At 70.9% G+C, this 25,520-nt stretch carries 22 protein-coding genes; 11 read left to right on the top strand and 11 right to left on the bottom strand.

Features of this window, described 5'->3' with window-relative positions; genetic code table 11:
* Positions 1 to 82: 82 nt before the first annotated feature.
* Positions 83 to 721, bottom strand: a complete 639-nt coding sequence (locus AB0N07_RS13425; RefSeq protein ID WP_365834369.1) for a hypothetical protein — start codon at positions 719 to 721, stop codon at positions 83 to 85.
* A 152-nt stretch (positions 722 to 873) separates the two neighbouring features.
* Here AB0N07_RS13425 and AB0N07_RS13420 point away from each other — a divergent pair, with 152 nt between their 5' ends.
* The 3 genes from AB0N07_RS13420 (at position 874) to AB0N07_RS13410 (ending at position 2,902) form a co-directional block, all read left to right on the top strand.
* Positions 874 to 1,521 (top strand): hypothetical protein, encoded by a 648-nt coding sequence (locus AB0N07_RS13420; protein ID WP_365834368.1) that lies wholly within the window; start codon positions 874 to 876, stop codon positions 1,519 to 1,521.
* A gap of 131 nt (positions 1,522 to 1,652) precedes the next feature.
* Positions 1,653 to 2,120, top strand: a complete 468-nt coding sequence (locus tag AB0N07_RS13415; protein WP_365834367.1) for a class I SAM-dependent methyltransferase — start codon at positions 1,653 to 1,655, stop codon at positions 2,118 to 2,120.
* A 122-nt stretch (positions 2,121 to 2,242) separates the two neighbouring features.
* On the top strand, positions 2,243 to 2,902 hold the full coding sequence (locus AB0N07_RS13410; RefSeq protein WP_365834366.1) for a hypothetical protein: 660 nt from the start codon (positions 2,243 to 2,245) through the stop codon (positions 2,900 to 2,902).
* Between the two features lie 39 nt (positions 2,903 to 2,941).
* Here the strand turns inward: AB0N07_RS13410 and AB0N07_RS13405 are convergent, their stop codons facing one another.
* The 9 genes from AB0N07_RS13405 to AB0N07_RS13365 all read right to left on the bottom strand — a co-directional run bounded on the left by AB0N07_RS13405 (position 2,942) and on the right by AB0N07_RS13365 (position 14,199).
* Positions 2,942 to 4,468 (bottom strand): NCS1 family nucleobase:cation symporter-1, encoded by a 1,527-nt coding sequence (locus tag AB0N07_RS13405; RefSeq protein WP_365834365.1) that lies wholly within the window; start codon positions 4,466 to 4,468, stop codon positions 2,942 to 2,944.
* A gap of 125 nt (positions 4,469 to 4,593) precedes the next feature.
* Positions 4,594 to 5,613 (bottom strand): TIGR03842 family LLM class F420-dependent oxidoreductase, encoded by a 1,020-nt coding sequence (locus tag AB0N07_RS13400; protein ID WP_365834364.1) that lies wholly within the window; start codon positions 5,611 to 5,613, stop codon positions 4,594 to 4,596.
* A 10-nt stretch (positions 5,614 to 5,623) separates the two neighbouring features.
* A complete protein-coding gene (gene hydA / locus AB0N07_RS13395) occupies positions 5,624 to 7,027 on the bottom strand; it encodes a dihydropyrimidinase (protein ID WP_365834363.1) in 1,404 nt (467 codons plus the stop codon).
* A 110-nt stretch (positions 7,028 to 7,137) separates the two neighbouring features.
* Positions 7,138 to 7,980 (bottom strand): nitrilase-related carbon-nitrogen hydrolase, encoded by an 843-nt coding sequence (locus AB0N07_RS13390; protein ID WP_365834362.1) that lies wholly within the window; start codon positions 7,978 to 7,980, stop codon positions 7,138 to 7,140.
* A 155-nt stretch (positions 7,981 to 8,135) separates the two neighbouring features.
* Complete coding sequence (locus AB0N07_RS13385) at positions 8,136 to 9,698, bottom strand: PucR family transcriptional regulator (RefSeq protein ID WP_365834361.1); 1,563 nt, start codon at positions 9,696 to 9,698, stop codon at positions 8,136 to 8,138.
* A gap of 24 nt (positions 9,699 to 9,722) precedes the next feature.
* Positions 9,723 to 11,009, bottom strand: coding sequence for an aspartate aminotransferase family protein (locus AB0N07_RS13380; protein ID WP_365834360.1), 1,287 nt, complete (start codon positions 11,007 to 11,009; stop codon positions 9,723 to 9,725).
* Positions 11,006 to 11,848, bottom strand: a complete 843-nt coding sequence (locus AB0N07_RS13375; protein WP_365834359.1) for a nitrilase-related carbon-nitrogen hydrolase — start codon at positions 11,846 to 11,848, stop codon at positions 11,006 to 11,008. Before AB0N07_RS13375 ends, AB0N07_RS13380 begins: the two co-directional genes overlap by 4 nt.
* A 179-nt stretch (positions 11,849 to 12,027) precedes the next feature.
* Positions 12,028 to 13,800: a hypothetical protein gene (locus tag AB0N07_RS13370; protein WP_365834358.1), complete on the bottom strand. Its 1,773-nt coding sequence runs from the start codon at positions 13,798 to 13,800 to the stop codon at positions 12,028 to 12,030.
* Between the two features lie 147 nt (positions 13,801 to 13,947).
* On the bottom strand, positions 13,948 to 14,199 hold the full coding sequence (locus AB0N07_RS13365) for a helix-turn-helix transcriptional regulator (protein ID WP_030947047.1): 252 nt from the start codon (positions 14,197 to 14,199) through the stop codon (positions 13,948 to 13,950).
* 32 nt (positions 14,200 to 14,231) lie between these two features.
* Between AB0N07_RS13365 and map the strand changes: the two genes are divergently transcribed.
* From map to AB0N07_RS13330, 7 genes are all read left to right on the top strand, one after another.
* Positions 14,232 to 15,008: a type I methionyl aminopeptidase gene (gene map / locus AB0N07_RS13360; protein WP_365834357.1), complete on the top strand. Its 777-nt coding sequence runs from the start codon at positions 14,232 to 14,234 to the stop codon at positions 15,006 to 15,008.
* A gap of 339 nt (positions 15,009 to 15,347) precedes the next feature.
* Positions 15,348 to 15,458 carry a keywimysin-related RiPP gene (locus AB0N07_RS13355; protein WP_344397971.1) on the top strand — a complete coding sequence of 37 codons (111 nt, stop codon included), beginning with the start codon at positions 15,348 to 15,350 and terminating at the stop codon, positions 15,456 to 15,458.
* 25 nt (positions 15,459 to 15,483) lie between these two features.
* On the top strand, positions 15,484 to 17,328 hold the full coding sequence (locus tag AB0N07_RS13350) for a lasso peptide isopeptide bond-forming cyclase (protein WP_365834356.1): 1,845 nt from the start codon (positions 15,484 to 15,486) through the stop codon (positions 17,326 to 17,328).
* A 24-nt stretch (positions 17,329 to 17,352) separates the two neighbouring features.
* Positions 17,353 to 17,607, top strand: a complete 255-nt coding sequence (locus AB0N07_RS13345) for a lasso peptide biosynthesis PqqD family chaperone (protein WP_351194052.1) — start codon at positions 17,353 to 17,355, stop codon at positions 17,605 to 17,607.
* Positions 17,604 to 18,029 (top strand): lasso peptide biosynthesis B2 protein, encoded by a 426-nt coding sequence (locus AB0N07_RS13340; RefSeq protein WP_344397968.1) that lies wholly within the window; start codon positions 17,604 to 17,606, stop codon positions 18,027 to 18,029. Before AB0N07_RS13345 ends, AB0N07_RS13340 begins: the two co-directional genes overlap by 4 nt.
* A 101-nt stretch (positions 18,030 to 18,130) precedes the next feature.
* The gene (locus AB0N07_RS13335; RefSeq protein ID WP_365834388.1) at positions 18,131 to 19,906 is read left to right on the top strand and encodes an ABC transporter ATP-binding protein; all 1,776 of its coding nucleotides are present in this window, start codon (positions 18,131 to 18,133) and stop codon (positions 19,904 to 19,906) included.
* Between the two features lie 168 nt (positions 19,907 to 20,074).
* On the top strand, positions 20,075 to 22,612 hold the full coding sequence (locus AB0N07_RS13330; RefSeq protein ID WP_365834355.1) for an ATP-dependent Clp protease ATP-binding subunit: 2,538 nt from the start codon (positions 20,075 to 20,077) through the stop codon (positions 22,610 to 22,612).
* Positions 22,613 to 22,709: 97 nt separating this feature from the next.
* On the opposite strand, the gene ggt is transcribed toward AB0N07_RS13330, so the two are convergent.
* Positions 22,710 to 24,518 (bottom strand): gamma-glutamyltransferase, encoded by a 1,809-nt coding sequence (gene ggt / locus AB0N07_RS13325; RefSeq protein WP_365834354.1) that lies wholly within the window; start codon positions 24,516 to 24,518, stop codon positions 22,710 to 22,712.
* Between the two features lie 143 nt (positions 24,519 to 24,661).
* On the opposite strand from ggt, the gene AB0N07_RS13320 reads away from it, so the two are divergent.
* Positions 24,662 to 25,420 (top strand): hypothetical protein, encoded by a 759-nt coding sequence (locus AB0N07_RS13320; RefSeq protein WP_365834353.1) that lies wholly within the window; start codon positions 24,662 to 24,664, stop codon positions 25,418 to 25,420.
* Positions 25,421 to 25,520 lie beyond the last annotated feature (100 nt).

The following is a 25,520-nucleotide window of genomic DNA, read 5'->3' as shown; positions in this document are numbered from 1 at the left end:
CAGCCGGGATTTCAGCACGCCGGCCTCACATCGTCCGCAGGGCCCGGTTCGTACTCGGTGCATGCCGGCTCGGTGTTGCGCGTCAGCGGTGGTCGACGTAGGCGACGAATCCACCCACGGTCAGACCCAACTCGCATCCGGTGCGGAAGGCCGCGTGGCGCATGCGCGGGGTGTGCTGTGCGTCGGTCATCGCATACGGTGCGCGGATCCCCAGTTCCACGCCGCACAGGCACACGACGTTGCCGTGACGCAGGGCGGCGGCCGTCCACTCGGGGTCGTGCGCGACCCAGGTCCGGGAGTAGATCTCACCGTCGGGCGTCCGCAGTTCCAGCCGGGAGTAGGTGTACCCGAGGAACTGACTCAGTTTTGGCTGTTCATCGGGTATCTCGTGCAGCTGCCATCCAGGGATCAGGTGCAGGTCGGAGAACTCGGCCGGCAGGCGCCTCATGCCGAACAGGATGGCGCCTTCGATCTGCGGTTCCTCGGGCATGTCGTCGCGCGTGGCTCCCCACGGCATGACGAACCCGAAGTCGCCCACGCCCACGCCGGTACGGAACTCCAAGAGGGCAGTGGGCATGTGACATGTCCGCATGTGATCGAGGGTGACCGTGCCTTCCGCGGTGTCCAGGACCATCAGCACGCGCCCGAGCCGCAGCCCGGGGTCGTCGCTGAACAGGATCCGCCCGTCGTCGTCGACCTGTTCGAACTGATACGAGCTCATCTCCTACGGCCCTCCGGTTGGTTGCCGCCGTTCCGCGTCCGCAAAGCAGACGATGGATTGTTGAACCATCCTATTGAAGGATCGTTCAACAATCCATACATTGGACCGTGTGCACCACCAGGCCGGCGGTTTCGTCGAAAGCAGGGGGGAGGATGAGCGCGGGCGAAGCAGGCAAAGGGCGGACAGGCGTGGGCCGGCGGGTGCTGGTGGGCGCCGCAAGCACCGGCGCGGCGTTGGCGCTGTGGGCAGCCGTCCGTCTGGGCGTGCGCACGGACTTCGTCGGGCACGCCCCGTGGATCTACGAGCTGTGCGCGCTGGCGCTCGTCCTCGGCTGCGTGTTCCTGGGCATGTGCTGGTGCTTGGACATCCGGTGGCTGCTGTGTGCGGTATGCCTCCTCGGGGTGCTGTTCCTGCAGAACAAGGAGCTGGATCAGCAGGTACTGCACCAGTACGGGCGTACCGAACACGTCAGGGTCCGGCAGATTCAGTGGTCCGCCGGCGACGGCATGGGCGACAGCGCCCCCGTCTACACGGTCACCGTCCTCGACGGCCCACCGCTGGCTCCGATCGAGGAGAACGGGCTCATGGGCTGGAAGTGGGTGGTAGGCGGCACTTACGCGGTGACCGTCGATCCGCAGGGCCGTGCCCCGCTCAGACGGGGCGACAAGCCCGGGCCCCCGGTGATCCAGCAGTTCCTGCAGATCCCGCTCGGCCTCGGCCTGGCCGCCGCCCTGCGGCGGCCCGCAGGGCTGCTCCTGCGCCGACGACGCGTCCCGTCAGCCGGACCCACTCGGCCATAGGGGGCCGTGACAAAGCGCCAACTACCGTGTCACAGCTCACTGCGCAGGTTGTGGGCGCCGCAGGAGTGACAGGTGTCGCACCCAAGTGCCAACCAGAGCTCGTTCGGTCTGCACGCCGCCCGGGAGACGTCATGACCGTGATCGACGGCAGCCGACAGGCACACACCTGGAACGGCGTCGATGCTGCCCTGTTCGCGGCGGCGGCCGTCAAGCCCGCCGACCGGGTCCTCGACGTCGGCTGCGGCACCGGCGCCACGACCAGGATCGCCGCCCGGCCGGCCGCGCGCGGGCACGCGGTAGGCGTCGACATCTCGGCGCCGCTGCTGCGCACCGCCCAGAAGCTGACGGCCGCGGAGAAGGTCGCGAACGCCTCGTACCAGGTGGCGGACGCGCAGGTCCGTCCTTTCCCGCCCTGCGGCTACGACATGATCGCCAGCCGGGGCAGCGTGCCGTCCTTGGTGTGCCCACGGTCCGGCCCCGGCCCCGATCGCGTCCGGTCGGTACTGAACAACTGGGAGAACGTCGAGGTCGAGTGGCATGACGGCATCCGGCTCGGCGCCGCCGGCCGGCCGAGTCGGATGCCCACCGATGCCGACTGATCAGTAACCGGGCGGCCACGGAGCGAGTTGACACTTCCGTCTCACAGGGACTCATGTGAGACTGGCGCCCCGTCCGCAGTGCGGACCCCCTCCGCACACCGTCCCCCACCGAAAAGTGTGCCGTGCGCGATTTTCCTCTGCCGCTCGCTCTGACCGCGCGTCTGTCCCCGGTGGTCGTGCTGGCCGCGGCGGGCTGGGCGCTGACGTCCGGCCCCGCGGCGACGACGACCGCCGAGCACAAGGACGCACCGCAGACCGGCAACCAGTCGGCCTCCGCCCCGTCCACGACCGCGCAGACCAAGACGTACGCCGCCTCCCCCGCGCCGTGCGGCAGCGTGACCGAGAAGACGCTCAAGTCGCTCGTTCCGGGCGCCAATACGGCAGGCAAGGAAATTCAGTCGACGGACGCGAAACTGCGCCGCACCTGCTCCTGGAACGCGCTCAAGGGCTACGACTACCGGTGGCTCGACGTCTCCTTCGAAGTCATGAACTCGGACGAAGCAGCACAGAGCGCCTACAAGCAGCGAATTGCGGAGAAGAGCGGCGGAGGTGCGGTTCCCGGACTCGGTGACCAGGCCTACTCCATCGTCAACCTCACCACCCAGGACAAGCAGCAGACCCGCGAAGGCATGGTGTTCGCGCAGGTCTCCAACGTGCTGGTGGTCGTCACGTACAACGGCAGCGACTTCGAGACGAAGAAGGCGCCCAGCACGGACGAGATCAACAAGGGTGCGATCGAGGCGTCGAGGGACGCCGTGACCGCGCTGGAGGGCAGCCGGTAGGACCGGCTGCCCTCCGAAGGCGAAGGCGAAAGCACAGGCTCAGGCTTCGAGGCGGTCCCTTCCGCGCAGCAGCATCAGCACCACGTACAGGACCATCGAGGTGCCGAGGCCGACCGCCCAGCCGTAGTCGGCGAGCGGTTCCAGCGCCGGGATGGGCCGCCCGTCGATCAGCGGCTTGAAGCTGGCGCCGCCGATCGCCAGGACGCCGCCGGCCACGAAGGCGACGACGGCCCGCCAGTTCCAGCCGCCCTCGTACCAGTAGCGCCCGCCCGCCCGGTACAGGTCGACGAGGTCGAGCCTGCCGCGGCGCAGGATCCAGTAGTCGGCGATGAGGATGCCGGCGACGGTGCCGAGCAGTCCGCCGACCAGTCCGAGCCAGGTGAAGATGTAGCCCTGCGGGTCGGAGTACAGCTTCCACGGGAAGATCAGCACGCCGATGACGCAGGTGGCGAGCGCGCCGGCCCGGAAACCGACCTTCCGCGGCGCGATGTTGGAGAAGTCGAAGGCCGGCGAGACCAGGTTGGCCGCGATGTTCACGGACAGGGTCGCCACCAGCACGGTCACCAGCGCGTACAGCAGGCCGAAGACGTTGTCCGTCTTTGCCGCGAGCTGGACCGGGTCCCAGACCGTCTGCCCGTACACGGCCTGCGAACCGGAGGTGACCAGCACGGACAGCAGCGCGAAGAGCGTCATGGTGGTGGGCAGGCCGAGCGCCTGTCCCCAGGTCTGCGCCTTCTGCGACTTCCCGTAGCGGGTGAAGTCCGGGATGTTCAGCGACAGCGTCGACCAGAAGCCGATCATGCCCATGAGGGACGGCCAGAACAGCTTCCAGAAGCCGCCGCCCCAGCCGAGCTTGGAGGGCTGGTCGAGCAGCGGGCCGAAGCCGCCTGCCTTGTTGCTCATCCAGATCAGCATCACCAGCGCGCCCACGATGACGAAGGGCGCCGCCCAGTTCTCGAAGCGGCGGATCGTCTCCATGCCCCGGTAGATGATGGCGACCTGGATGACCCAGAAGATGGCGAACGACAGCCACATCGTCCAGGCGTACCCGCCGACCTTCCCGGCGTCGGACCAGCCGTTGCCGATCAGCTTCCCGGCGAGGAAGTAGATCGCCTCGCCGCCGATCCAGGTCTGGATGCCGAACCAGCCGCACGCCACCAACGCCCTTACGACGGCGGGGAGGTTGGCGCCGCGGATACCGAAGGAGGCACGGGCGAAGACCGGGAAGGGGATGCCGTACTTCGGTCCCGCATGCCCGGTGAGCAGCATCGGGATCAGCACGATCACATTGGCCAGGGCGATGGTGAGCACCGCCTGCTTCCAGTCCATGCCGACGGCGATCAGACCGGAGGCCAGGGTCCAGGAAGCCGTGTTGTGGGCCATGCCGACCCACAGGGCGGAGAAGTTGTACGTGGTCCAGGTGCGCTTCTCGACCGGGACCGGGAGCAGGTCCTCGTTGGCGTACGGGCCGCTGGGCAGCGGGGACCCGGGGGCGATCTCCACCCGCCCGTCGGCGAGGGTGACTTGGGCTGTCGGCGGTATGGCCGTGGGAGCGGTGTCGGTCATGGGCAGGCCAATCAATGAGGGGTGATCCGGAAAGGCCGTGCGGGGCGGGCTCCGGCCCCCTCCCCGGGGAGGTGGGGAGGGGAGAACTGGAGTGGGGGGCTGGGGAGTCGGGCGCAGCTGTCGGTTCAGCCGTTGACGGCCGGGATCACCTGCGACCCGTACGCGTCGATCACGGCCTCCTGCGCGTCGTGCATGTCGTAGACGGCGAACTGGTCGACGCCCAGCTCGCGCAGCGCGTTCAGCTTCTCGATGTGCTTCTCGACCGGGCCGATGATGCAGAACCGGTCGACGATCTCGTCGGGGACGAACTGGGTGTCCGGGTTGTCGGCGCGTCCGTGGTGGGAGTAGTCGTATCCCTCGCGGGCCTTGATGTAGTCCGTGAGCTCGTCGGGTACGGCGGCGGAGTGCTCACCGTACTTGGAGACCAGGTCGGCGACGTGGTTGCCGACCATTCCGCCGAACCAGCGGCACTGGTCGCGGGCGTGGGCGAGCGCCTCGGGCGAGTCGTCCTCGGTGACATAGGCGGGGGCGGCGACGCAGATCTTGACGTCGGCGGGGTCGCGGCCGGCCTCGGCGGCAGCGTCCTTGACCGCCTTCACCATGTACTGGGTGAGGTAGAGGTCGGAGAGCTGCAGGATGAACCCGTCGGCCTCCTCGCCGGTCATCTTCAGGGCCTTGGGGCCGTACGCCGCCATCCATACGGGGAGTTCGGCACCCGGCTTGATCCACGGGAACTTGATCACGGTGCCGCCGAGGTCGGCCTCCTCGCCGCGGCCCAGCGCCCGGATGACCTTCATGGCCTCGCTGATCCGGGCCAGGGTGTTGGGCTTGCGGCCCGCGACACGCATCGCGGAGTCGCCGCGGCCGATGCCGCAGACGGTGCGGTTGCCGAACATGTCGTTGAGGGTGGCGAAGGTGGAGGCGGTGACCTCCCAGGTGCGGGTGCCCGGGTTGGTGACCATGGGGCCGACCGTCAACTTGGTGGTGTTCGACAGGATCTGACTGTAGATCACGAACGGTTCCTGCCACAGCACGGCGGAGTCGAAGGTCCAGCCGTAGGTGAAGCCGTTGCGCTCGGCGCGCTTCATCAGGCTGACGACCTTCGAGGCCGGCGGGTCGGTCTGCAGGACGAGTCCGAAGTCCATGGCGCCACTCCTAGTTGAGGTACTGACAGGTGGAGCGCGGGGTGTAGACGCCGTGCCCGGCGTGTCCGGTGTACTCCCGCTCGTTGATGACGACTTCGCCGCGCGAGAGGACCGTCTCGACCCGGCCGGTGGTGCGCTTGCCCTCGTAGGCCGAGTAGTCGACGTTCATGTGGTGCGTCTCGACGGACATGACCTGCTCGGCGTTCGGGTCGTAGATGACGACGTCCGCGTCCGCGCCGGGCGCGATGGTGCCCTTCTTCGGGTACATGCCGAACATGCGGGCCGGGGTGGCGCAGGCGATCTCGATCCAGCGGCGGCGGGAGATGTGGCCCTCGACGACGGCCTGGTGGAGCAGGTCCATGCGGTTCTCGACGCCGGGGAGACCGTTGGGGATCTTGGAGAAGTCGCCGCGGCCGAGCTCCTTCTGGCCCACGAAGCAGAACGGGCAGTGGTCGGTGGAGACCACCTGGAGGTCGTTGGTCCTGAGCCCCTGCCAGAGCTTGGCCTGGTGCTCCTTGGGGCGGAGCGGCGTGCTGCACACGTACTTCGAGCCCTCGAAGTCCGGCTCGGCGAGGTTGTCGGTGGACAGGAACAGGTACTGCGGGCAGGTCTCGCCGAAGACGGGGAGCCCCTCGTCACGCGCGCGTGCCAGCTCGGCCACTGCCTCCATGGCCGAGACGTGCACGACGTAGAGCGGGGCGCCCGCCACCTGCGCGAGCTTGATGGCGCGGTGCGTGGCCTCGGCCTCCAGCAGCGCCTTGCGGACCTCGCCGTGGTAGCGGGGGCCGGTCTCGCCGCGGGCCAGCGCCTGTTCCACCAGCACGTCGATCGCGATGCCGTTCTCGGCGTGCATCATGATCAGGCCGCCGTTCTCGGCGGAGCGCTGCATGGCGCGCAGGATCTGGCCGTCGTCGGAGTAGAAGACGCCCGGGTAGGCCATGAACTGCTTGAAGGAGGTGACGCCCTCCTCGACCAGCAGGTCCATCTCCTTGAGCGTGTCCTGGTTCACGTCGGAGACGATCATGTGGAAGGCGTAGTCGATCGCGCATTTGCCCTCCGCCTTGGCGTGCCAGGCGTCGAGGCCCTCGCGCAGGGAGTGACCGACGCTCTGCACCGCGAAGTCGACGATCGTGGTCGTACCGCCCCAGGCGGCCGCCCGGGTGCCGGTCTCGAAGGTGTCGGAGGCGAAGGTGCCGCCGAACGGCAGCTCCATGTGGGTGTGGGCGTCGACGCCGCCCGGGATGACGTACTTGCCGGTGGCGTCTATGGTCCGCTCGGCGGTCCAGGCCTCCGCGGCGGGGGTGCCGGACGCGGCGAGGGCGGCGATGCGGCCGTCCTCGATGAGGACGTCGGCGTGGAGTTCGTCGGATGCGGTGATTACTAGGCCACCGCGGATGACCGTACGGCTGCTCATGCTTTTCCACTCCGCTGCTTGTTCGACGAGTGCGGGTCGGTTGTGGCTGGTCGCGCAGTTCCCCGCGCCCCTGAAGACAGAGACAGGGCGCGGGTGTGACCGGCGGCTTGTTACGGCGCCGTCAGCGGGCCGTACGCGTCCGGGCGGCGGTCTCGGAAGAACTGCCAGCGGTCGCGGACCTCGCGGAGCTTGGCCAGGTCCAGGTCGCGGACGACGAGTTCGGTCTCCTTGTCGCTCGCCACCTCGCCGACGAACTGGGCCTCCGGGTCGACGAAGTACGTCGTCCCGTAGAAGTCGTTGTCGCCCAGCTCCTCGACACCGACACGGTTGATCGCGCCGACGAAGTACTCGTTGGCGACGGCCGCCGCCGGCTGCTCCAGCTGCCAGAGGTAGGCGGACAGACCGCGTGAGGTGGCCGACGGGTTGAAGACGATCTCGGCGCCCGCGAGGCCCAAGGCCCGCCAGCCCTCCGGGAAGTGGCGGTCGTAGCAGATGTAGACGCCGATCTTCCCGACCTTGGTGTCGAAGACGGGCCAGCCGAGGTTGCCGGGGCGGAAGTAGAACTTCTCCCAGAATCCCGGGACCTGGGGAATGTGGTGCTTGCGGTACTTGCCGAGGTACGAGCCGTCCGCGTCGATCACCGCGGCCGTGTTGTAGAGGACGCCGGGCTGCTCCTCCTCGTACATGGGCAGGATCAGTACGATGCCCAGTTCCTTGGCGAGCGCCTGGAAGCGCTTGACGATCGGGCCGTCCGGGATCGCCTCCGCGTACTCGTAGAACGCCTTGTCCTGGACCTGGCAGAAGTAGGGCCCGTAGAACAGTTCCTGGAAGCACAGGACCTGAGCGCCCTGCGCGGCCGCGTCCCGGGCCGCCTGCTCGTGTACCTGGATCATCGACTCCTTGTCGCCCGTCCACGCGGTCTGGAAGAGGGCGGCACGAATCACTCTGCTCATCGGGACCTCCGGTCGCTCGGTGTGCGAGAAGACTAGGAAGTCCGAAAACCGGCTTTGAGTTGCACGCTGTCACGTCTGCGGGCCTCGCGCGTGCCACCGTGTCACTCTCTTGCGAGCCCATGTTTCACCGCCGTTTTCCCAGGTCGTGGCATGTTTCACCCCTGTTGCGCGTCGTGCGCGAGGAGCGCGATGTGCACCGAGGCGGCCTGTTCGAAGTCGTCCAGGTCCACGCCGAGACGGCCCTGTATGGCCTCCAGGCGGCGGTACAGGGCGGGCCGGGAGACGTGGTGGAGCTGGGCGGTGCGGGACTTGTTGCGGCCGGTGGCGAGATAGGTGCGCAGCACGGACAGCAGGTCCTCGTCGGCCGCGCACAGCAGCCCGTCCAGCTCCCGTTCCGCGAACGACTGCACATGCGGATCGTCCCGCAGCAGCCGGATCAGGCCTCGCAGGTGTACGTCCCTGAGGCGTACGACGGCCGGGAGGTCCAGGGCGGCCGAGGAGTCGGCGACGGCGTCGGCGACGTGCTGGGCCTCGCGCAGTCCGGCGGGCACGTCGTCCCAGGCGGTGCGCGGGTCGGCGGCGGCCACCACGGCCTTCGTCGACCCCGATTCCGTGCGCAGCCTTGCCGCGAAGTGCGTGGCGAGCGCCTCGGCGTCCTGGTCGCGGGCGAGGCTGAGCAGGACCGCGGTGGCCGCGTCGGCCAGCTCGGCGACCAGACCGGGCAGCCCCAACATCCTCAGCACCCGGTCGAGTTGGGCCGTTTCTCCGTCCCGCACGACCAGCGGTACGAAGGTGCGTCGGTTGACCGGGAGTCCCGCGGCACGCGCGCGTGGCAGCAGCTGCCTCGCCGGTACGACACCGCTGACCAGGTCGGTGAGCAGGCTCTGCGCGGACTGCTCCTCCCAGGTGTGGGCCGAGTTGCCGCCGAGCATGCGGTGCAGGACGAGGGCCTCGGCGGCCCGGTCGGCGAGCAGGCGTCCGGTGGCGGTGTCGCCCCGGTAGCCGCACAGCATGATCTGGCCCCAGCGTTCGCCGCGCCCGCCGAGTTCGGCGCGGATCCAGCCGTCTCCCTCGCTGCCGCCGGCCTGCCGGGCGATGCGCTCCCAGTCGCGCAGCACGTCGTCCACGGCCGGCCGCTCCCCCGCGGTGGCGAGGACGCGGTGGGCGAGGTTGGTGACGACGACCGGGCAGGCGCTGTGCTGGGCGATCTCGTCGAGAAGCCGTTGCAGCGGGGCGCCCGCGGTGATGAGACCGGTGAGCGCCGTGCGGACGGACTCCGAAAGGCTCACGGCGGCGAACTTCCGCCGGACCAGCCGGGCCTGCACCTCCTCCGTCAGCTCCGCGAACGGGAAGGGCCGGTGCAGGACGACCATGGGCAGCCCGCACCGCTCGGCGGCCCGGCGCATCACGTCCGGCGGGGAGGGGAAGGCCCGCCCGAGGCCGAGCACGACGGCCGCCGCCTCCGCGCGGTGCAGGGACCGGATGTACTCGGCCTGCTTCTCGTCGTCGCCGGCGAGCAGCACTCCGGTGGTGAGCACCATCTCGCCGCCGCTGAGCATGACGCCCACGTCGGGCGCCTCGGCGACATGCACCCAGCGCACGGGCCGGTCGAGCTGGGCCGCGCCGGCCACCACCTCGGGCTCCCCTGCGAGGACCCGTTCCAGGGTCAGCACCTGGCGTACCGACAGGGCGGGTTCGGGGATCCCGAAGGTGGTCATGGCGGTCTTCCCTTGCTCAGTCCACTACTGCGTGAGGCTCCTCAGAGCGCGTTCGAGGATCGCGGCGCCCTCCTCCGCCTCCGCGACCGTCAGGGACAGGGGCGGGGCGATGCGCAGGGCGCTGGTGTTGTGGCCACCGCCCTTGCCGATGAGCAGTCCGTCCGCGCGGGTCGCTTCGAGGACGGCGGACGCGGCGTCCGGGTCCGCCTCGTCGGTACCCGGCTTCACCAGCTCGACGCCGAGCATCAGGCCGCGGCCGCGCACCTCCCGTACGTGCGGGACCTGGGCGGCGACGGTCCGCAGCCGCTCGATGAGCAGCCCGCCGACCCGCCGGGCGTTGCCCTGGAGGTCGTGTTCCAGCAGATAGGTGAGGTTGGCGAGGCCGGCCGCCATGGTGATCTGGGTGCCGCCGAAGGTGGAGATGCTGTTGGAGTCGAGGCAGTTCATGATGTCGGCGCGGGCGACGACACCGCCGATGGAGCTGCCGTTGCCGATGCCCTTGGCGAAGGTGAGGATGTCCGGCGGGCCGCTCTGCCCGTGCGCCTGCCAGCCCCAGAAGTGGTCGCCGGTGCGGCCCCAGCCGGTCTGCACCTCGTCGGCGATCCACAGGATGCCGCGCTCGGCGAGCACCTCGCGGAAGGCCGCGTACAGGCCGTCCGGCCCGGAGGTGAAGCCGCCGACGCCCTGGATGGGCTCGGCGATCAGCGCGGCGGGCGGGCGGGTGTGGCCGAGCAGGTCCTTGAGGTCGTCGACGCAGGCCGCGATGAAGTCGTCGTCGCTGAGCGAGGCGTACGGGCCGCGGGTGCGGACGCCGCCGTGGACGTACAGGGTCTGCAGCGGTGACAGCGAGGTCGGGGACCAGCCGCGGTTGCCGGTGATGCCGACCGCGCTGAAGGAGCGGCCGTGGTAGCTGTTGCGCATCGCCAGGATCGTGTTGCTGCGCCGGTGGGTGGTGGCGAGCAGCAGGGCGGTGTCGTTGGCCTCGGTGCCGGAGGTGGTGAAGAAGACGCGGGCGTCCGGGATGCCGCTCAACTGGGCGATGCGCTCGGCGAGTTCGACCATCGGGCGGTTGAGGTAGAGCGTGGACGAGTGGAGGATCCGCCCGGCCTGCTCGCTGACCGCCTTGGTGACCTCGGGCAGCGCGTGCGCGGTCATCGTGGTGAGGATGCCGCCGAAGAAGTCGAGGTACTTGTTGCCGTCGGAGTCCCAGACGTGGCGGCCCTCGCCGTGCGTGATCTCCAGCGGGTCCTCGTAGTAGAGGGCGAGCCAGTCGGGCAGCACCGACTTGTGGCGGGCGTAGAGGTCGGTCACGGCTGCACCAGTCCTTCGTAGGCGTCGGGTCGTCGGTCACGGTAGAACGCCCACTGCTGCCGCACTTCCTCGATCAGGTCGAAGTCGAGGTCGCGGACGAGGAGTTCCTCGGCCTTGTCGCTCGCGGTGTCGCCGACGAACTGGCCGCGCGGGTCGACGAAGTACGAGGTCCCGTAGAAGTCGTTGTCGCCGTACTCCTCGACGCCGACCCGGTTGATCGCGGCGACGAAGTACTCGTTGGCCACGGCCGCGGCGGGCTGCTCCAGCCGCCAGAGGTAGGACGAGAGACCGCGGTGGGTGGCGGAGGGGTTGTAGACCAACTGGGCGCCGTTGAGCCCGAGTTGACGCCACCCTTCGGGGAAGTGTCGGTCATAGCAGATGTAGACACCCACCTTGCCGACCGCCGTGTCGAAGACGGGCCAGCCGACGTTGCCGGGCTTGAAGTAGTACTTCTCCCAGAAACCCTTGACCTGCGGGATGTGGTGCTTGCGGTACTTGCCGAGGAAGGTGCCGTCGGCGTCGATCACGGCGGCGGTGTTGTAGTAGAAACCGGACTGCTCGACCTCGAAGACCGGCACGACGATCACCATGCCCGTCTCGCGCGCGAGGTCCTGCATACGACTCACGGTCGGCCCCTCGGGCACCGGCTCCGCCCAGCGGTAGTGCTCGGGTTCCTGGACCTGGCAGAAGTAGGGGCTGTTGAAGACCTCCTGGAATCCGATGATCTTCGCACCCCGGCGGGCCGCCTCGCGGGCGTGCTCCTCGTGTTTCGCCACCATGGACTCGGTGTCGCCGGTCCAGGTGGCCTGGACCAGAGCGGCACGAACGACGTTGGCCATGAGCTGCTCCTTCGGCGGGTCGTCAGAGCCTCTACGCCCGTAGAACAGGCCGTAGAGGGATGAACGTAAGCCTCCGGGAGAGCCTTGCCAAGACCATCGCCGTTAACCCGCGGAGTCGATCACGTTTCGCACTCCTGTGGAGGAGCGGAGGGGCCGGTGGGAGTGGTGGTCGGGGCGTGTCAGGCGGCGAAGCCGGCGACGCGGAGGGCGTGCACCAGATCCCAGTGTCGCTCTTCGGAGACGCCCTGCGCGGCCTCCAGCAGGAGCGGTACGAGGGCCCTCGGGTCGGGCTCGGCGCTGCGGGCCGCCTCCTCGGGGGTGCGGACGCGGACGTATGCGTCGAGCAGCGCGCGCACCTCGCGGTCGCGCCCCTCACCGGCCAGTGCCAGTACGGCCTGCCCGATCTCGGCGGCGGGCCGGGCGACGCCCTGCCGCAGCATCTGGTCCCCGTCGTCGCCGCGCCCGGCCGCGACCAGGGCGTCCGCGGCGGCCACGAGCCGGTCGGCGGGCAGCGAGGCGGCCTCCCACAGCAGGGTCGCCCAGTCGGCGCCGAGCCCGGCGCGCTGCAGTTCCGCGGCGAGCAGCGGGAAACGGGCGGCGGGCCAGTGGGCGGCGTCGACGAGCAGCGCGTGCGCCTCGCCGCTGCGCCCCTCCTGACGCAACCGCACCAGCCGCTCGACGGCCCCGACGACCTCTCGGGGCCCCGCCGTGTCCAACGGCTCGGCCTCCGGCTGCTGCGGCCGCTCCGCCACCTCGGCGGCCCCGGCGAACCTCGCTCCGCGCGGGGAACGACCCGTGGCCTTCGGAGCGGGCAGGACGGGCGCGGCGTTCGGCGGCACGGCGACGGGGGCGGCCTCCTCCTCCACCATCCCGGCGAACCGCGCACCGCCTCGACGGCGCTTGCGCTGTTTGGGCGCGGGCGGTTCAGGGGCGGGCTGCGCCACGCCGTTGGGGGTGGCGTGCGGCTGGGGCTCGTACGAGACAGGACGCGCCGCCTGGAACGGGCCACGGGGCTGTGCCGCGCCGCGGGCAGCGGACTGCCCTTCTGCGACATCCTCGCGCGCCCCCGCCGGACCTCGCCCCGCCCCTGCGGGGTCATACGAGTCGTACACCGGCGCCGCACCTGAGGCGGCGGCCTCGTAGGGACCGCCCTGCTGCCCCTCTGCGACTGCGCGGTCGTACGGGCCGCTCCGGGCCCACGCAGAGCCACCGCCGTGCGAGTCCGTCGACTGTATGCCACCCCGGGCGCCCGCTTCGAACAGCCCCCGTTGCCCGTCTGCGGGACCGGCGTCGTACGCGCCGCGCCGGTGCGGGAAACCCTGACTGGGGGCCTCGTCGCCGTCCGCGGGTGGTGGCTCGTCCGGGGGGAACTCCCTGTCGATGCGGTAGACCGCGCCCTCCGCGATGCGGGTCCGGCGGATCGCCGCCGCCCGGCCGTCTGCCGTGCGGCTGTCCAAGTCGGCCATCCGGGCGCGGAGTTCGGCGCAGCGTGCGGCGGCCCGTTCGTGGTCGTCGCGGGCCCAGGCCAGGTCGAGGCGGAGGGCGTCGGCCTCCTGCCGGGTGGTGGCGGCGGCGAGCCGCTGGCCCAGTCCCGCCTGGCGTTCGGCGGCGTATCGCTGCTCGCGGAGCATGACGTCGAGCCGGTCACCGAGGGCGTCCCGGCCGCCGGGCCGGGCGTCGTGCGCCGCGAGCGCGGCGGTGTGCAGCCCGCGGGCCCGCTCCTTCTCCTGGGCGGCGGCAGCCGGACCGTACTCCGCGGTGAGGTCCTGCAGAAGCGCCTCCACCACGTCCCAGGGCGGCACCTCACGCCCCTCGAGACAGGCCCGCATCCCGTCGGGGTCGCGCTGCCAGAAGACGGCGCACCAGCCGCCGCCCTGATCCAGGCGTGCCAGCAGGCCGTTCAGGTAGTTCACGAACTCCCGTACCCGGCCCGGGAGTTGATCCACAGCCATCGCCCAACTCCCGCCAGACCGGAGCACTCCGGTCCGTTAGACAACACGAGCCGTATTACGGGAGCGCTACGAGAAGTTTTCCGACGGGACGCAGAGTACGCCCTGCCTGCCGGAACGTGACGTGCGCGGGGACAGCTCCTGGCGGACTCACACCGCGACCGGCGCGCAGGCCCCCGCGAGTTCGTCCATCGACAGGCCGAGCGCGCGGGCCAGTGCGGCGACCGTGAAGAAGGCCGGCGTCGGGGCCCGGCCCGTCTCGATCTTCCGCAGGGTCTCCGCGGAGATCCCGGCGTCCGCCGCGACGTCCGTCATGCTCCGTCCGCCGCGGGCCTCGCGGAGCAGCCGTCCGAGCCGCTCGCCGCGTTCGCGTTCTTCGGGGGTGAGAGGGGTGCGCACCATGCCGTCATTCTAATACCGGTATAGTAATTGGCATGGTGGAGCTGAAGACAGACACATCTATCGACGCCATGTACGAGGCGGGGCAGGTGGTCGGGCGGGCCCTGACGGCCGTACGAAACGCTGCCGACGTGGGCGTTTCCCTGCTGGAGCTGGACGAGGTGGCCCGCGGGGTGCTGCGGGAGGCGGGGGCCTCCTCCCCCTTCCTCGGATACCGCCCCTCCTTCGCCCCGGTCCCCTTCCCGGCCGTCATCTGTGCCTCGGTGAACGACGCGATCGTGCACGGCATCCCGACCGGCTACCGGCTGCGCGACGGCGACCTGGTCTCCATCGACTGCGGCGCCGAACTGGGCGGCTGGGTCGGCGACTCGGCGACCAGTTTCGTGGTCGGCGAGCCGCGTGCGGCGGACCTGCGGCTGATCGAGACGGCGGAGCGGGCCCTGGCGGCGGCCATCGCGGCGGCGGTGGTCGGCAACCGCATCGGCGACATCGCCCACGCGATCGGCACGGTGTGCCGCGCGGCGGGCTACGGCATCCCGGACGGTTTCGGCGGGCATGGCATCGGGCGCCGCATGCACGAGGACCCCGGGGTCCCGAACGAGGGCCGCCCGAGGCGTGGCCTGCCCCTGCGCCACGGCATGGCCCTCGCCATCGAGCCGATGGTCATCGCCGGCGGCCGGGACGACTACCACGCGGCGGCGGACGGCTGGACCCTGCGCACGAACGACGGCTCACGCGCGGCCCACGTGGAGCACACGGTGGCGATCACGGAGGACGGCCCCCGGATCCTCACCGCCCGGGAAGCCCTCTGAGCGAGGCGTCCAGCAGCACCGCCGACGCCGGAGGTGGTGCGTGCGGAGTGCGGGACCGCGCGCCCCGGCGGCTCCCTTGTTGGATTCTGTGCGCGGTACGCGCCGGTCGGAGGGAGGCACAGATGGGAACGTTTCTTCGCGCACGCATACGGTAAATCGCCACGAGTTGGGCCCGCTCGCGCCGGACACGTGCGCCGAGGTCAGGCCAGCGGCATCCGCATTTTCATACCGTCATACTTTAGCGCTGCCACTTGCCCCGCCCTCCGGTTCCGCAGCTAGCTGGTGCTGCGCCCACTCCCCGTCCGGGGATCTGGGACACAACCGCAGTGAGGAGAGGTCATGAAGAAGGCATACGAAGCGCCGACGCTCGTCCGGCTCGGTACGTTCCGCAAGGAGACGGGGCTCCTTCAGCGCTCCGGCAACGACCGAGTGATCTTCAGCAAGAACTGACGGGCGACGGCACTGGCCCGACGTCATGACTGAACTGCACGAAAGTGCGGGGACGGGCCCCGGCGACGCGCACTTCGCGGTCTTTCCCGACCGTGCGGACGCGGCCGCCGTGGCCCGCTCCTTCGCCCGCTCAGGTGGCCGGACCCTCGCACACGCGTCGGGCCAGCCCTGGCTGGTCGGCCACTGGCACGACGACGAGATCGTCACCGCGAGCGCCGGGAGTGCCACGCTCGCCGTCATCGGCTGCTGCCCCGTCGATTCGGCGCAACTCCGGCGTATGGCCGCACGGCTGAGGGATCTGACGGAACTCGACGCGCCGTCCCGCTCCCTCCCCGGCAGCTTCCACCTCGTCGCCGCCCTCGACGGACAGGTCCGGGTCCAGGGCACCGCCTCCGGCCTGCGGCTGGTCTTCCACACGGAGATCGACGGCGTCCGGGTGGCCGCCACCCGCGCCGACACGCTCGCCGCCGCGCTCGGCCTCGACCCCGATCCGCAGGAGTTGGCCGTCCGGCTGCTGTGGCCGGCCCCCTACCCCCTGTTCGAGACCTCCCTGTGGCGCCCGGTCACCGCTGTGCCCCCGCAGGACGCCGTGATCGTCGCCGCGGACGGGCGCACCGCACGGCACACCCGCTGGTGGACGCCGCCGGAGCCGGTGCGGCCACTCGCCGAGGCGGCGCCCCTGATCCGGACGGCGCTGGAGGAGGCCGTGGGCGCGCGGACCCGGCAGGGCGGCGTGGTGAGCTGCGATCTGTCCGGCGGCCTGGACTCCACCTCCATCTGCTTCCTGGCCGACCGTTCCCCCGCCCACGTGGTGGCCAGTACCTGGCCGGGCCGCGATCCGGCGGACACCGACCTGCAGTGGGCGGAGCGGGCCATCAAGCACCTCCCGGACGTCGAGCACGTGGTGTGGGACGCCGACGCCTCGCCGCTGGTCTACGAGGATCTGCTCGGCATCGACGACCTCCTCGACGAGCCCACCATCGGCGTCATGGACCGCTCCCGGGTCCTGCATCACCTGCCGGGCCTCGCCGCACGCGGCAGCCGGTTGCACCTGACCGGAATCGGCGGCGACCACGTGGCATGGTGCTCCGACGCGTACTACCACCGGCTGCTGCGCACCCGTCCGCTGTTCGCCCTGCGCCAGTTGCGCGGGTACCGGGCGCTGTGGCAGTGGCCCCTGGGCGACACGGCCCGCGCCCTCGCCGACTCCCGGCCGTACGGGAAGTGGCTCGCCGACGGAGCCGGCCGGCTGCGTGGCCCGTTGCCCTCGTCCGTCACGACGAGTCTCGGCTGGGGCATGGCCCCGCGCCTGTTCGACTGGGTGACCCCCGAGGCCGAGCGGATGGCCCGCCGGGCACTGCTCGACGCGGCGGCCACGGCCTCGCCGCTGCACCCGGACCGTGGACTGCACACCGACCTGGAGCAGATCCGCTCGTGCACCCGCGTCATCCGGCAGTGGGACCGGATGGCGGCGCGCGCGGGCCTGCCGATGGCCTCCCCCTTCTTCGACGACCACGTCATCGAGGCGTTTCTCGCCGTCCGTCCGAGCGAGCGCGTCACTCCCTGGCAGTACAAGCCCGTCCTGAGCGCCGCGATGCGCGGAATCGTGCCCGAAGACTGCCTGCGGCGGGCCAACAAGGCGACGGCCGCCATGGACGCCGCCAACGGACTGCGCCAGCACCGCGGCGACCTGCTGGCCCTGTGGGAGGGCTCACGGCTGGAGGCGCTGGGCCTGGTGGACGGCGCCGAGCTGCGCCGCCTCGCCCAGCGCCCGACCTCACCCGGCCTCTCCGACGCCATCCTCTACTCAACCATCGCCGCCGAGGTGTGGCTGCGGGGGCTGTCCCACAGCCGTGCCCGCACTCCCTGAGAACCCCGTCAGAAAGGCGAGCACATGCCCTTGCGGTTCGACGCGCACATCTCCACGGCCGAGACCGACTACGGCACCGTACTGCTGGACGAACGAGCCGGAACCTACTGGGAGTTGAACCCGACCGCCACCCTTGTGGTCCGTACCCTGCTCGACGGCGGCGAGGAGGCGGACGCGACTGCCGCACTGGTCCGCGAGTTCGACATCGACCGGGCACAGGCCCAGCGGGACGTGGAGGCGCTCGTCGGTCATCTGCGTGAGGCGGGACTGGCCTCATGACGACACCCAGCGCGCTGGAACGCCCCACCGGTGTGCCGCTCGGCCGCCGGCTGGCCGCCCGCCTGGTGCTGCTCCCCGCCGTCGGGCTCGCCCTGCTGCCGCCGCGCCGTATCCGCGCCGTCCTCGCATTCCTGCGCCGCGGGGCCGCACCTGCCACCACCGCGCAGGCCCAGGACGCACGCGACGCCATGTGCGCCGCCAGCCTGCGCTGCGCCGGCCCGAAGGGGTGCCTGCCGCGCTCTCTGGGCGCCGCTCTGCTGTGCAGGCTGAGGGGGACGTGGCCGACCTGGTGCACCGGAGTCCGCGTCGTCCCGCCCTTCACCGCGCATGCCTGGATCGAAGCGGAGGGCCGCGCCGTGGGGGAGGGCCTGCCCGACGGCTATTTCGCCCGGCTGGTGGCCGTCGAGCCGGCAGACCGATGAGCGGCGGGGTGGCTGCGGACACCGGGCCGGCGGCGGGCAGCACGGTCGCGGACCACAGGTCCGACGAGGCCGCCGACGAGGACCGGTCGACCCGCGCGGCCGTGGCCACGCTGTACGGGCTCACCGCCGGGCACCGGACCGCCGCCGCCGTGGCCACCGCGCTGACGCTGGCCGGCTCCGCGCTGGGGCTCGCCCAGCCGCTGGTGGCCCGGCACGCCGTGGACGCGAGCGGCCGCGGCCAGGTCATCTGGCCGCTGCTGGCACTCCTCGGCGCACTGTTCCTCGCAGAGGCGGCGATCGGATCGGCGGGGCGCTTCCTGCTGGAGCGGATGGGCGAGGGCGTCGTACGGCAGCTCCGGCTCGGCCTGGTGGGGCGGCTGCTCCGGCTGGAGATGCGGGAGTACGACCGCCACCGCAACGGCGACCTCATCTCCCGGGTCACCGCCGACACCACCCTGCTGCGCGAGGTCGTCTCGCAGGCCCTGGTCGACCTGGTGACCGGAAGCCTCGTCGCGGCCGGAGCGGTGATCCTCATGGCGTGGCTCGACCCGCTGCTGCTGCTTCTGGTCGCGCTCACCGTGGCCGTCGCCGCGGCCGTGGTCACCTCGCTGCTCCAGGGCCTGCGGAAAGCGTCCGAGCATATGCAGGACTCGGTCGGTGCCGTCGCCGCCGACCTGGAGCGGGCCCTGGGCGCCCTGCCCATGGTCCGGGTACACCGCGCCGAGGACCGCGAGGCCGCCCGCATCGGGGGCCGGGTCCAGGAGGCCTACGGCGCGGGGGTCCGCACGGCGAAGCTCGCCTCCGTCATGAGTCCCGCCGTCGAACTCGCCGTCCAGGGCTCCTTCCTCATCGTGCTCGTCGTCGGTGGCCTGCGCGTCAGCGGTCACGCCGGCTCTCTCGGGGATCTCGTCGCGTTCCTGCTGTACGCCTCGTATCTCGTCCTGCCGCTGTCCTGCGTTTTCCACGCGGTGGGTCTGGTCCAGCGCGGCATGGGCGCATACCGGCGCGTCGACCAGGCGCTGCGCCTCCCCGTGGAGCACACGGGGCCGCCGGTCGCGCAGGCGCGCCCCCGCCACCGGCCCGTACCGTCCGTGCCCGCCGACCGGCCCGCGCTGGCGCTGCACGACGTCCGGTTCGGCTACGACCCGGACCGTCCCGTGCTGTCCGGCGTGACCTTCGCCGTACCCCACCGCCGGCACGTCGCCCTGGTAGGCCCGTCGGGAGCCGGCAAGAGCACGGTCTTCGCGCTGGTGGCGGGGTTCTACGAACCGGACGCGGGAACCGTGCTGTTCGACGGGCGGCCCGCCACCGAGCTCGGCCGCGACGCCTGCCGTCGGCGGATCGCCATGGTCGACCAGAACACCCATGTCGTCCACGGCACGCTGCGGGAGAACATCACCTACGCCGTCCCCGACGCCCCGGCGGCCGAGGTGCGGCGGGTCCTCGCGCTGGCCCGGCTGGAGGAACTGGTCGACCGGCTGCCCGGCGGCCTGGACGCCGTCATCGGGGAACGCGGCAGCACCCTCTCCGGCGGCGAACGCCAACGCGTCGCCCTGGCCCGCGCCCTGCTCGCCCGCCCCACGCTGCTCCTGCTGGACGAGCCCACCTCGCATCTCGACGCGATCAACGAAACCGCGCTGACCGGCGTGATGAAGGAGATCGCCCAGGAATGCGCCCTGCTGGTCATCGCCCACCGCCTCTCCACCGTGCAGCACGCCGACCGCATCGTGGTGCTCCACGAGGGCCGCAGCGTCGCCGCCGGCGACCACGAGGAACTGCTCGCCCACAACCCCCTCTACCGCGACCTGGCCACAAGCCAGATGCTGCGCCCCGGCCCACCGTCCACCGATCGTGCGGGCCGTCGGACGAACGGCTGAGGAAGACGTGCCGGGCGGGCGCTGGAGGTGCCCCGGCCCACCCTTCGTGCGAAGGTGTTCTACGGGCGTGCGCCAGGGTGTAACCGGCTCTCACCCGGGTTACCCGACTGCGGCACGTCGATCAGCGAGGGCGTCCCGGGCCCCGCAGGGACGCCGGATGGGAAGGCCATGAGCAGCGGCTTCAGCAGCCCCGAGGGCTACGACCCCTTCGGAGAATTCCTCGCCCGCTTCTTCGGCGGCCCACGCCCGGGCCCCCGGCAGATCGACATAGGGAGGCTGCTCAGTCAGCCCGCCCGGGAACTGGTCCGTGGAGCCGCCCAGTACGCGGCCGAGCACGGCAGCCGGGACCTGGACACCCAGCATCTGCTGCGGGCCGCCCTGGCCAGCGAGCCGACCCGGAGTCTGCTCAGCCGGGCAGGCGCCGATCCCGACTCGCTGGCGTCGGAGATCGACGAACGCTCCGGCCCGGTCCAGCACACGGCGGAGGAAGCACCGCCGCCCACCTCGCTCTCCCTCACCCCCGCCGTCAAGCGGGCCCTGCTCGACGCCCACGACCTGGCGCGGGCCAGCGGCGCCGGTTACATCGGCCCCGAGCACGTGCTCAGCGCCCTGGCAGCGAACCCCGACTCGGCGGCCGGGCACATCCTCAACTCGGCCCGCTTCGCGCCCACCGGGCTGCCGCCCGAGGCGCCGGACACCGCGCAGACCCGTGCCGAGCACCCGCGCGTCACCGGCACGCCCACCCTGGACAAGTACGGCCGCGACCTCACCGAGCTGGCCCGCGAGGGCCGTATCGACCCGGTGATCGGCCGCGAGGACGAGATCGAGCAGACCATCGAGGTGCTGTCGCGGCGCGGCAAGAACAACCCGGTGCTGATCGGTGACGCGGGCGTCGGCAAGACCGCCATCGTGGAGGGTCTCGCGCAGCGCATCGCCGACGGCGACGTGCCCGACGTACTGATCGGGCGCCGAGTGGTCGCCCTGGACCTCACCGGTGTGGTCGCGGGCACCCGCTACCGCGGTGACTTCGAGGAGCGCCTCAACAACATCGTCGGCGAAATCCGCACGCACTCCGACCAGTTGATCGTCTTCATCGACGAGCTGCACACCGTCGTCGGTGCCGGCGGAGGCGGCGAGGGCGGCGCGATGGACGCCGGCAACATCCTCAAGCCGGCGCTCGCCCGCGGCGAGCTCCACATCGTCGGCGCCACCACCCTGGAGGAGTTCCGCCGGATCGAGAAGGACGCGGCACTCGCCCGCCGCTTCCAGCCGATCCTGGTGCCCGAACCCTCCGTACCGGACACGATCGAGATCCTGCGCGGCCTGCGCGACCGCTACGAGGCCCATCACCAGGTCACCTACACCGACGAGGCCCTGGTGGCCGCCGTCGAGCTGTCCGACCGCTACCTCACCGACCGCCGGCTGCCCGACAAGGCCATCGACCTCATCGACCAGGCCGGCGCGCGGGTACGGCTGCGGGCGCGCACGAAGGGCACCGACGTACGAGCCCTCGAGCGCGAGGTCGAGCAGCTGACCTGCGACAAGGACCAGGCGGTCGCCGACGAGCAGTACGAGCGGGCGACCCAGCTGCGCGACCGCATCGTCGAGTTGAAGAAGCGCATCGCGGACACCACGGGCGGCGACGAGGCCGACGAGGGGCAGCTGGAGGTGACTGCCGAGGCGATCGCCGAGGTGGTGTCCCGGCAGACGGGCATCCCGGTCGCCAGCCTCACCCAGGAGGAGAAGGAGAAGCTGCTCGGCCTGGAGGAGCACCTCCACGAGCGGGTCGTCGGGCAGGAGGAGGCCGTCGCCGTGGTCGCCGAGGCCGTCATGCGCTCCCGCGCCGGACTCGCCAGCCCCGACCGGCCGATCGGCAGCTTCCTCTTCCTCGGCCCGACCGGCGTCGGCAAGACGGAACTGGCACGCGCCCTCGCGGAGGCCCTCTTCGGCAGCGAGGAACGCATGGTCCGCCTGGACATGAGCGAGTACCAGGAACGCCACACCGTCAGCCGCCTGGTCGGCGCCCCGCCCGGCTACGTGGGCCACGAGGAGGCGGGCCAGCTCACCGAGGTCGTGCGCCGTCACCCGTACTCGCTCCTGCTCCTCGACGAGGTGGAGAAGGCGCACCCGGACGTCTTCAACATCCTGCTCCAGGTCCTCGACGACGGCCGTCTCACCGACTCCCAGGGCCGGACGGTCGACTTCACCAACACCGTCATCGTGATGACCAGCAACCTGGGTTCCGAGGCGATCAACCGGCGCGGCGCGGGCATCGGCTTCGGGCCGGGGGGTGCCGACGCCGACGAGGAGGCCCGGCGCGAACAGATTCTCCGTCCGCTGCGCGAGCACTTCCGCCCCGAGTTCCTCAACCGCATCGACGAGATCGTCGTCTTCCGCCAGCTCACCGGCGACCAACTGCGGCAGATCACCGACCTGTTGCTGGAGAGGACCCGCCGCCTGCTGCAGGCGCAGGGCGTGACGGTCGATTTCACGGCCCCGGCCGTCGACTGGCTCGCCGAACACGGCTACCAGCCCGAATACGGCGCCCGCCCCCTGCGCCGCACCATCCAGCGAGAGGTCGACAACCAGCTGTCGCGACTGCTGCTGGACGGCCGGGTGGCGGAGGGCGGCCGCGTGACGGTTGATGTCGATGACGGCCGACTGGCCTTCCGGACGGAGGACCTACCCATCGCTCCAGAGCTATAACGGGGTGAGGCTGCAGCGCCCCGACAGGGGCGCGGGGCTGTGTCGATTTGCGGCTCCGCCGCGTCGGCGCGACCAGCCCCCACGCACCCGCAGACGACTACGGCGCCGGGTCAACCACCTGCGCCGACCCACCGCCCCTACGGACCGTCTCAGCCGCCGCCAGCCACTTCCCACCGGACAACCGCTGCACACCGGTGGCCGCACCGATCTCCGGGTTCAACTTGAACGAGTGCCCGATAGCCTCCAACTGCGCCCGCACACCCCTGGCACTGGTGTCGTTGTAAAGCGCTGGCTCCAGCTCGGTCTGCGCAGCATTGCGCTGACTGGCCCGCGGCGCAGCGATCGCATCGACCAGCGGCAGATGACGGTCGAGGAACTCGGTCAACACCTGAAGCACGGTGGTGATGATCGTCGCCCCACCGGGCGAACCGAGCGCCACCACGGGCTTGTTGTGCTTGTCCAGCACGATCGTCGGCGAGATCGAGGACCGCGGCCGCTTGCCCGGTCCCGGCAGGTTCGGGTCGTGCACGGCCGGGTTCGCGGGGGTGAAGGAGAAGTCCGTCAGCTCGTTGTTGAGGATGAACCCGCGCCCGGGCACGGTGATCGCACTGCCGCCGGTCTGCTCGATGGTCAGTGTGTAGGAGACGACGTTGCCCCACTTGTCGGCCACGGTCAGATGGGTGGTGTTCTCACCTTCGTACGTCGTCGGGGCCGCCGTACCGCCGGAGGAGCACGCCGCAGGGTTGCGTGGGTCCCCCGGCGCCACCGGACTGGTCAGCACCGCGTCGTCCTTGATGAGGCACGCCCGCGAGTCGGCGTACTTCTGCGAGAGCAGTTCCTTCGTCGGTACGTCCTCGAAGGCGGGGTCGCCGACCCAGCGCCCGCGGTCCGCGAACGCGATCCGGCTGGCCTCGATGTAGTGGTGCAGGTACTGGACCTCGCTCGCCTTCGAGAGGTCCGTGTTCTCCAGGATGTTGAGGGCTTCGCCGACGGTCGTGCCGCCGGAGGAAGAGGGCGCGATGGAGTAGACGCCGAGTCCGCGGTACGAGGTCCTGGTGGGCGCCTGGAGCTTGGCGCGGTAGGCCGCGAGGTCCTTGTCGGACAGCTTGCCGGGGCGGGCGTTCCAGCCTGAAGCCGGGTCCACGGGCGGGTGGTTCACAGTGCGGACGATGTCGTTCCCGAGGTCGCCGTGGTAGACCGCGCCGATGCCCTTCTTGCCCAACTCCTCGTAGGTGCGGGCCAGATCGGGGTTCTTGAAGGTGGAGCCGACCACCGGGAGCTGCCCACCCGGCAGGAACAGCTTGGCCGTGTCCGGGAAGTAGCGGAACCGGGTCTCGTTGGAGGCGGTCTGCGAGCGGAAGGTGTCGTCGACGGTGAAGCCGTCGCGGGCGATCCGCTCGGCGGGCTTGAGCACCGTGCCGAGTCTTCTGCTGCCCCAGTTGTCGAGGGCGGTCTGCCAGGTGGCGGGCGTGCCCGGGGTGCCGACGCTCAGACCGCTGCTGACGGCGTCGGCGAAGGCAAGGGGTTTGCCGTTCTCCACGAAGAGGTTGGAGTCGGCGGTCAGCGGCGCGGTCTCGCGGCCGTCGATCGTGTGCACCGTACGGGACTTGGCGTCGTAGTAGACGAAGTAGCCGCCTCCGCCGACCCCGGAGGAGTAGGGCTCGGTGACGCCGAGCGCGGCCGCGGTGGCGACGGCCGCGTCGACCGCGTTGCCGCCCTTCTTCAGGACCTCGATACCGGCGGCGGAGGCGTCCGCGTCTACGCTTGCCACGGCGCCGCCGTAGCCGACGGCGACGGGCACCTTCTGCGGTGTCGTCGCGGCGGTCGGCGGCGCTGCCGCCCCCACCGACACCACGGCGGCCGAGACCGCCAGGACCGAGAGTTTCCGCGCGACAGGGCGACGCATCCGTACCTCCAGTCAGGGACGTCCGCGCAGAGTAACCGCATTCTCCGGGGCCCCAACAGCCCCCGTCCGGCTGCTGTCATACGAATGCCATGGATCGAACACCGGTACGTACCAGCCATGTCGGCCCGCTAGCATGCGCGCCCATGAATGACGACGTGCGCAACATCGTCCTGGGCGTGGTCGCAGCCGGCATCAGTGCCGCGCTCGGCTGGCTGGCCCGTACCTATCTGTGGAAGCGGAAACTCCGCCGCAAGCAGGCGTTCTTCGGGCTGCCCGACCACTCCGAGTCGCTGCTCGTCGTCAACCGCGACGCCGGCAGCCCCGACCTCGCGGTGCACCGCTACGACGTGTTCGCGCTCCTGGAACTCGCCGCCCTCATCAAGGACTGCGGCGCACATGCCGAGGTGATCACCCAGGACGCGGCCCGGCAGGGCTTCGGCGAGCGGACCGAGTTCTGCGTCGGGGGCCCGGGGTCGAACCGGCGCATGGCGGCCCACCTGCACGCCATGCTGCCCGGAGTGCGGGTGAACACCGACCCGGAGCCGGGCCCGGACCGGCTGGCGTTCCAGATCGGCAGCGAGCGCTACCGCATGGAGAAGGGCCTGTCCGAGTACGTGCTGCTGGCACGGCTGACGGCCGGCCAACCCGGCCTTACCCGCCCCGTCTTCCTCTTCAGCGGCCAGACCGCGATCACCAACCAGGCCGCGACCCGCTACCTCGCCCGCAACCACGAACGGCTGGCCCGCAAGTACGGCAACAACACGTTCGTCCTGCTGCTGAAGGTCGTCAACTCACAGGCGTACGGCCCGGATGTCGCCGAGCTCGTCGCGGACGTGACCCGCGCGGCACAAGCACCCCTGCCGGCGCCCGCCGCTCCCCGCAACTCCCACCGCGCCTCCTGAATTCATTCACATGCCAACAATCGTTACTGGCACGTAACTTACCGACGGGTTACCTCCGGTAAAGGGGCGAGGTTACCGTCTGGTCACTTTGCACTGACAC

The organism is Streptomyces sp. NPDC051172 (assembly GCF_040682555.1).
Taxonomy (GTDB): Bacteria; Actinomycetota; Actinomycetes; order Streptomycetales; family Streptomycetaceae; genus Streptomyces.
This window is presented reverse-complemented; position numbering and strand designations above follow the sequence as displayed.